General features: G+C 69.2%; 5 protein-coding genes. 4 read left to right on the plus strand and 1 reads right to left on the minus strand.

The annotated features are described in order from the left end of the window. Positions 1 to 101: 101 nt before the first annotated feature. Positions 102 to 737 (minus strand): TetR/AcrR family transcriptional regulator, encoded by a 636-nt coding sequence (locus ACFWGJ_RS41590; RefSeq protein WP_387334157.1) that lies wholly within the window; start codon positions 735 to 737, stop codon positions 102 to 104. Between the two features lie 227 nt (positions 738 to 964). Between ACFWGJ_RS41590 and ACFWGJ_RS41595 the strand changes: the two genes are divergently transcribed. The 4 genes from ACFWGJ_RS41595 to ACFWGJ_RS41610 all read left to right on the plus strand — a co-directional run bounded on the left by ACFWGJ_RS41595 (position 965) and on the right by ACFWGJ_RS41610 (position 5,203). Then, positions 965 to 1,954: a tetratricopeptide repeat protein gene (locus ACFWGJ_RS41595; RefSeq protein ID WP_387334158.1), complete on the plus strand. Its 990-nt coding sequence runs from the start codon at positions 965 to 967 to the stop codon at positions 1,952 to 1,954. A 620-nt stretch (positions 1,955 to 2,574) separates the two neighbouring features. Next, a complete protein-coding gene (locus ACFWGJ_RS41600) occupies positions 2,575 to 3,207 on the plus strand; it encodes a DUF6230 family protein (protein WP_210889739.1) in 633 nt (210 codons plus the stop codon). A gap of 141 nt (positions 3,208 to 3,348) precedes the next feature. Then, positions 3,349 to 3,900: a DUF6114 domain-containing protein gene (locus tag ACFWGJ_RS41605; protein WP_387334160.1), complete on the plus strand. Its 552-nt coding sequence runs from the start codon at positions 3,349 to 3,351 to the stop codon at positions 3,898 to 3,900. Further along, entirely contained in the window at positions 3,890 to 5,203 is a 1,314-nt protein-coding gene (locus tag ACFWGJ_RS41610) for a hypothetical protein (RefSeq protein WP_387334161.1), read from the plus strand. The genes ACFWGJ_RS41605 and ACFWGJ_RS41610 overlap by 11 nt, the downstream gene beginning before the upstream one ends. The last annotated feature ends 50 nt before the right edge of the window (positions 5,204 to 5,253 follow it).

The raw sequence follows: 5,253 nt of genomic DNA on the forward strand, positions 1-5,253 counted from the left end.
GGCTGGTTTTCCAGCCCGTCCGGCGTTTGAGGACCGAGGGTTCGGGGGCAGCGCCCCCGAGTCAGTGACGGGAAGGGTAGGGGCGGCGGGGGCGACAACCTTCAGAGGTGGGAGGCCGCGCCCGCCAGGCCCAGGAGGAGGACTCGGGTGAAGGACTGGGCCCAGGGCTCGTCCACCGGCTCCGCGCTGACCAGCGTCCGGTGCACCACCGCCCCCGCCACCATGTCGAAGATGAGGTTCACGGTCCGGTCAGCCGTGGACGGATCGGACTCCGGCGGAAGCTCACCGCGCTCCTGCGCCCGCGCCCGCCCCTCCAGCACCAGCCGCTTCTGCCGGTCGACGACCGACGTCCGGATGCGCTCGCGCAGCGCGTCGTCGCGCGTCGACTCCGCGAGCACGGCCAGCAGCCCGCTCTTCGCCTCCGGCCGGTCCAGGATCGCCGCGAACTGGAGCACCACCCCTTCGATGTCGGCGGCGAGAGTGCCCCGGTCGGGCAGCTCCAGCTCGTCGAAGAGGGCCGCCACCGCGTCGACGACCAGTTCGTTCTTGCCCGCCCAGCGCCGGTAGAGCGTCGTCTTCGCGACGCCCGCGCGGGTGGCCACGTCGCCCAGTGTCAGCCCCGACCAGCCCAGTTCCACGAGAGCCGCACGCGTCGCCGCCAGGATGGCCTCGTCGGCCTCGGTGCTGCGCGGACGGCCCGTACGGCCCGTACGGGGTGCGGAGCTGCGACTTTGCATGTCGGCGACCATATCCGGGCGTTCCGCGCAGGGGGATCCTGTGGACGGGTGAGGGAGATCACCGGGACGGGCTTCCCCCGGCCGTACCGGGACAGTTACGCTACGAGCCGTAGCGAAAGCGCGACGACCACGCGGCGCCAGGTGGGGACCCGGCGTCAGAAACACGTATCAGGACTGGCTTTCACAGCGCTTTTCACACAGGCGCGCGGAGGGGGGAGGATAGACGCATGCAGCCACGGAACATGTCCATGAGCGGAGTCGTCGACCTCGCCGCGGTGAAAGCGGCCCAGGAGGCCAAGGCGAAGGCGGAGCAGGCGCGCGCCGAAGCGGTACGACAGGGGGGCGGGGCCGTTCCCGCCGTGTCCGCGTCGAGTCTCGTCATCGACGTCGACGAGGCGGGTTTTGAGCGGGACGTCCTGCAGCGCTCCACCGAGGTGCCGGTCGTCATCGACTTCTGGGCCGAGTGGTGCGAGCCGTGCAAGCAGCTCAGCCCGCTTCTGGAGCGGCTCACCGTCGAGTACAACGGCCGGTTCGTTCTCGCCAAGATCGACGTCGACGCCAATCAGATGCTGATGCAGCAGTTCGGGATCCAGGGCATCCCGGCCGTCTTCGCGGTGGTGGCCGGCCAGGCCCTGCCGCTCTTCCAGGGCGCCGCTCCCGAGGCGCAGATCCGGGGCACCCTGGACCAGCTCGTCCAGGTCGCCGAGGAGCGGTTCGGGCTCACGGGCGTGACCGTGGACCAGAGCGCGGACGGCGCCGGGCAGGACGGGGCCGCCGCGGCCCCCGAGGTGCCGGTCGGCCCGTACGACGCGCTGCTCGAAGCCGCCGTGCAGGCGCTGGACGCGGGGGACCTGGGCGGCGCGGTCCAGGCGTACCGGAACGTGCTGAGCGACGACCCGGGGAACACGGAGGCCAAGCTGGGCCTCGCCCAGGCCGAGTTGCTCCAGCGGGTGCAGGGCGTGGACCCGCAGCTGGTGCGCAAGGAGGCCGCGGACAGGCCCGGTGACGTACCGGCGCAGATCGCCGCGGCCGACCTCGATCTGGTGGGCGGCCATGTGGAGGACGCCCTGGGGCGGCTCGTCGACACCGTGGCGCGTACGGCGGGCGACGACCGTGAGGCGGCGCGGGTACGGCTGCTGGAGCTCTTCGAGGTCGTCGGCGGCGACGATCCGCGTGTGACGGCCGCGCGCAGGGCGCTGGCGCGGGCTCTGTTCTGACCAGTCGCTAAACGCTCCGACCCGTGATGCCCGGGTGAAGGATTTGCCGACACGGCTACATAGTGGCCGCGCTTTACCAAAACTTGGTAAACGCGGCCACTGTTACTGGGAGTAAGACCAGAGCGGTGATCTGTCGGATTCCGTCCAATCTTCGATCATTTTGTCACCTCTCCCGGGGCCACCCTCGGTGGTCGGCCGACACCGACGGGTCGTTGTTCGGTTATCCGGCCGTTACTAGCCAGTAACGAACCCCCTTGTGCGGGCGGCGAGAATGCACCACGATCGGCGACGCTCGGTCCATTACCCTCCCCCGACAGCCACTCGGGTCAGCGGGTTTGCTTGGGTCCCCACCGAGTAGGGGCGGCGGCAGTGGCGCCGCTCCTTGGACAGGGGGGTCTTCGCCGTTCGGCGGAGCCTGTCCGGCAGGTTGTGCGTGAAGTGTTCAGGCGCGACCAGTGGTTGTCGCTCGGGGGTGATCGCCGGTGATCCGGGTGCGTTGCGCGCCTCCGGATTCGGGCGCTCTCCTTCCCGAGGACGTAGCACTTCTCCCATCCCTGCCCGGCTGAGTCGCTGTCTGGCGGCGGCCAGGGCCGGAGATGTACGTCCGAGAAGGAGGAAATATGGAGTCCCAGGTGCGTGGCGGGACCAGATGGAAGCGGTTCGCCGTCGTCATGGTGCCCAGTGTGGCCGCCACGGCGTGCATAGGCATCGCCCTTGCACAAGGCGCTCTCGCCGCGTCGTTCAGCGTGTCGGGTCAGTCGTTCAAGGTGACGGCGGACCAGTTGGTCGGCACCGGCTTCTCGCAGTACGGAGCCATCGACCAGGGGTACACGCTCAAGGGCGACAAGACGGCGCACCCGGTCGCGGTGTCGGCGTTCAAGTCCGCCTCGATCACGAACATGTGCCAGTCCGTGGTCACCCCGGACATCCCGCTGCTCGGGTCGGTCAGCCTGACCCTCAAGGCGGGCGGCGGCAGCAAGCCGGTAGAGGCCGAGAACCTCTACATCGACGTCGAGGACCTCTCGGCCAACGCGACCTTCACCAACATCGACATCGGTGTTGCGGCCAAGGACGCGAGCAAGGGCCCGGGAATCGCCAAGGGTGACCAGGCGAACCCCTACGGCTTCGCGCAGCAGGCCGAGAAGGCCGTGCTGACCGACGTGAAGCAGACGGCGTGGGCGACCACCGCCGGCACCTTCAAGCTCAGCGGCCTGAAGATGTCGCTCTCCAAGGGTGTCAAGGAGTGCTACTAAGCACTCCCTGGGTGGGTGAGGGAGCCTGTGCTGCCTCGCCCGCCCGTCCCCTGCTCAGTCCTCCTGAGCAGTACCTTGCTCAGTTCCTCTGAGCAGTACGCGAACCTCTCACAGCAACGCCGTTCCAGGGAGCTGTTTTCCATGAGCGCCGAGACTCCTGCAGGGAATCCTGCCGCGCGCGGTCAAATCACCCACTGGCGGCTGCGGTTCCGTGTCTGGCGTGGTGGCCGTCCGTTCTGGGCCGGCCTGTTCATCCTGCTCGCGGGATTCCCGATCGCGTACTTCCCGTATGCGAACCTTCAGATCGGGCATCTCACGCTGGCCATGGCGACGACCGCGGGCGCCGGTTCGCTCATCATCGGCGTGCTCCTCGGCGTTCTCGGAATCAGCCTCTGGTACCAGAAGCACGTGCGGGTCTTCGCCGGTGTCGCGGCGATCCTGCTGGGGCTCGTGTCCATCCCCGTGTCGAACCTCGGAGGCTTCCTCATCGGCTTCCTGCTGGCCCTGGTGGGCGGCGGGATGGCGGTCGCGTGGGTGCCGGGCGAGGAGTCGACCGCGCGTCGGACCGAGACGGACCGTACGGACAAGGGAGACGTTCCGCAGGCCGCGCCGGCCGACGGGGCGAGTGAGCCGAACGATCTGTCAGGAACGAGCCCCACCAACGGGGCGAACGGGAGGCACAGTGCCGGCTGACGAGGTCCACCACGCGGACTCCGCGGGCGAGTCCCGTGAGAGAACCGGGCCGCGGCACGCAGCCCCCAGGAAACCGCTGTTCACCAGGCTGCACGTGCCCGCGGGCAAGGCGATAGCCATAGCGTCGATGCCGACCGCGATCCTCATGGGCATGGGGTTCACACCGACCCTCGCCCAGGCCGACGACAAGCCGTCGGCGAAGAACCTCACGATCGACGAGTACAAGGACTGCGTCGAGGCGCTGGACGACAGCGCCAAGGACAAGGACGACAAGGCCGACGAGGAGAAGGACACGACGGCCACCCCGTCGCCCTCCGCCTCGGCCTCGACCGGTGCACCCGACCCGGACGACGACTCCGCGGGTGACGGCTCGACGGGCGGTGGCTCTTCCTCGGATTCAGGTTCCGAGGACAAGCCCGACCCCACGCCGTCCGCCTCGACGAGCAAGCCGGCCGAGTCCGGGGGCGGCGCGTCCACCCCGACGCCCACCCCCTCGCAGAGCAGCGGCAACGTCCTGGACGAGATCGGCGACGCGCTTGAGGACATCCTCACGCCCGGCGGGAAGGAGACCGCGACCCCCACCGCGGAGCCGTCCGCCACGCCCAGCGCCTCGGCGACGAAGGACGCGTCCGACGCGGCCGGCGACGTCGAGGACACCGTCAAGGACACGGCCGGCAAGGCCGAGGACACGGTCAAGGACACGGCCGGCAAGGCGTCCGAGGCCGCGAAGGACGCCAAGGACGAGCTGGAGGACGCCGCCGACGAGGCCACCGCCTCCGCGACGCCCAGCCCGTCCGCGAGCTCCACCACGGACCCCGACGACTGCCCGGCCGCCACGGACGACGAGAGCGGTGTCGAGCAGGGCATCCCCGCCCTGGCCGACGACCCGTGGATGCTGGAGGCCAGCTCCCTGACCCTCAAGGGCGCCGACTACAAGGGCATCGTCAAGGTGAAGACCGCCAACGGCTCGGTCAAGAAGGTCCTGAAGTACGTGATCTCCAACGGCACCGACATCGGCGACCTGCACCAGATCGTCGACGACAAGGACGCCGGGGTGCGCTACCACGTCCAGGGGGGCAGCGGCACGACGTCGACCATCAAGAACGGCAAGACGGTCATGTACACGGAGAGCATCTCCGGGAACCTGCTCGGTCTGATCCCGATCACGTTCGACCCGGAGAACCCTCCGCCGCTGAACATCCCGCTGATCTACTTCACAAAGGTGAAGGTCGTCCAGGCCGCCCAGTTCGGCGGAGACCTGACGATCCCCGGGATGCGGCAGTACAACACACCGCTCGGTTAGTCTCCCGGCGCGCGTCCGGGAGCCGGTACCGGAAACGACTGAGGGCGCCC

The sequence above is a fragment of the Streptomyces sp. NPDC060205 genome, from assembly GCF_042728395.1.
GTDB lineage: Bacteria > Actinomycetota > Actinomycetes > Streptomycetales > Streptomycetaceae > Streptomyces.